The organism is Elstera litoralis, from assembly GCF_000963705.1.
GTDB classification, from domain to species: domain Bacteria; phylum Pseudomonadota; class Alphaproteobacteria; order Elsterales; family Elsteraceae; genus Elstera; species Elstera litoralis.
Map to the genome: position 1 here is coordinate 1 of NZ_LAJY01000264.1, position 2,197 is coordinate 2,197.

2 protein-coding genes are annotated in these 2,197 nt (G+C 56.9%); both read left to right on the forward strand.

What is annotated here, in order from left to right:
- Positions 1 to 234: 234 nt before the first annotated feature.
- Positions 235 to 1,194: a DNA cytosine methyltransferase gene (locus VZ95_RS10925; protein ID WP_045775870.1), complete on the forward strand. Its 960-nt coding sequence runs from the start codon at positions 235 to 237 to the stop codon at positions 1,192 to 1,194.
- Between the two features lie 123 nt (positions 1,195 to 1,317).
- Positions 1,318 to 2,115 (forward strand): NaeI family type II restriction endonuclease, encoded by a 798-nt coding sequence (locus tag VZ95_RS10930; protein ID WP_232302612.1) that lies wholly within the window; start codon positions 1,318 to 1,320, stop codon positions 2,113 to 2,115.
- Positions 2,116 to 2,197: the final 82 nt, after the last annotated feature.

A 2,197-nucleotide genomic window follows, 5' to 3' on the forward strand; every position in this document is an offset into this window, starting at 1 on the left:
TGTCCCAAGAAAATTGTTATTTTTATTCTTTTACTGAATCGTTGAACTAGATAGCTCAGTTATAGAGAGTCGCCCCGCAGTCTGGATGCTCAAATAGCGACAGAGTAGTAAGGTCGTTGCTTCCCTTCCAATTTCACGATAGAAAGAACTATACAGGAACGAATTCACTCGCACGCCTGTACCGTTGCAAGCCCGAACCGAATTGCGTTCTACAGGAAAAATAGGAGCGTCCACATGCTGACATCAATCGAGCTTTGCGCGGGGGCCGGAGGGCAAGCGCTGGGCCTGGAACAGGCCGGGTTTGGGCATGAAGCGCTTGTGGAGATTGATGCTCATTGCTGCCAAACGCTTCGGAACAATCGCCCCCGTTGGAATGTGATTGAGGACGATGTTCGGCAGTTCAAGGACCGTGCGGCTGCTTTTGCAGGTGTCGATCTCGTCGCAGGTGGCCTGCCCTGTCCGCCGTTTTCAGTCGCCGGGAAGCAACTCGGTGAGCAGGATGAGCGCAACCTGTTCAATGATGCGGTCGATATCATTGATGCGGTTCGCCCGCAGGCGGTGATGATCGAGAACGTGCGCGGCTTTCTCGATGCCGTGTTTAGCGACTACCGGGAACGCCTCAAGCGCCAGCTTCGCCAGCTCGGTTACGAAGTGGATTGGCGCTTGCTGAATGCCTCCGATTTCGGCGTCCCACAACTCCGGCCGCGCGTCGTTATCGTCGCGGTGAGGAGTGATCGGTCGGAGTTCTTCGGCTGGCCGGAACCCAACGGCCATAACCCGCCGACAGTAGGTGAAACACTCTACGATATGATGGCGGAACGCGGGTGGCGGGGCGCTCAAGCATGGCGGGATCAGGCTGATGAAATAGCGCCCACGATCGTTGGCGGCTCCAAAAAGCATGGCGGGCCAGACTTAGGGCCAACCCGCGCAAGGCGGGCTTGGGCGGCGCTGAATGTGGAAGGCCGCACTATTGCCGAAGAAGCGCCCGATCCGTTCCATCAGGGGATGCCGCGCTTAACCGTGCCGATGGTTGCCCGGCTTCAAGGGTTTCCCGACGATTGGCAGTTTCACGGGCGGAAGACGAACGCTTATCGGCAAGTCGGTAACGCCTTCCCGCCGCCGGTTGCCCGCGCGGTTGCCGAAAAGATCGCGGAAGCGCTTCGGCGACCGATGCTCAGAGCGTTGCGCGCTTAGGCTTCAAAACACCGGGTAACTGTGCGACCTTGGGGCGGCTGAAATCCGTCCAGGAACATCGTGAAAAAGCAGTTACCCGAGAGCGTCGTTGGGCCAGGGCACCGCGACCACAATTTGCTGACCGTGCTGGCGGAAGAAATCTTTCGGCGTGCCGGGGGCCGGGAGGCGCTTGCCGAGAAATTCCCCCTCATGCTGCGTGACTGTATCGACGCGGTCATTCAAACGCCGAAAACCGGGCGGCGGGCCTATGACGAGTTGGAGAAGACCGAAAAGACCTACATCGGTACCCGCGTTGAAATTGACCTGCGAACCCTGTTGCGCCTGTCGAAGGGGAAGCTCGATACGGTGATCGCGGGGCAGGATGTAGATATCAAGCACACGATGGGCGACAATTGGATGATCCCCACCGAGGCATTCGACCAGCCCTGCATCCTCGTTGCCGCCGATGAAACGAGGGAAAAATGCTATCTGGGTCTATTTGTTGCGCGGCTTGAAAATCTGACCGCCGGGCAAAACAAGGATTCCAAGAAGAGCATTTCGGCGGCGGGCTTCCCCAACATTCTATGGTTGCTCAGGGATCATCCTTACCCGCCGAACTTCTGGCGCACGGTGCCCCATGAGGCGATCGACCGCATCTTTGCGGGGAGCAACGGTAACGCGCGGGTTATGGCGCTATTCCGCGAGGTTCAGGGCCGACCGATCACCCGCGATGTGATCGAGGCAGTAGCGCAGCAGAAGGATTTCATGCGGCGCTTGCGCGCGGACGGTGGCGGGGGAACGCGAGACCAGTTAAAAAAGGAGGGAATTTCTCTGCTGAATGGGCATTTTGATAGCCCACTGATTGCCGAACTTGGGCTTCCGGCGTGCGGAGCCAGCGAGTTTATTTCGGTTAGAACATCTTCTGCATTGGGTTCAGCTTGATATTACTCACATATTTCCAAGATTGAACCCAGATCTTTACAGCTCTAAATTATGGTAAGAACATTTTCCAGGTATAATTGTT

Coding starts and splice junctions, on each gene's coding strand:
- VZ95_RS10925 (WP_045775870.1), top strand. CDS start 235: ATGCTGACATCAATCGAGCTTTGCGCGGGGGCCGGAGGGCAAGCGCTG.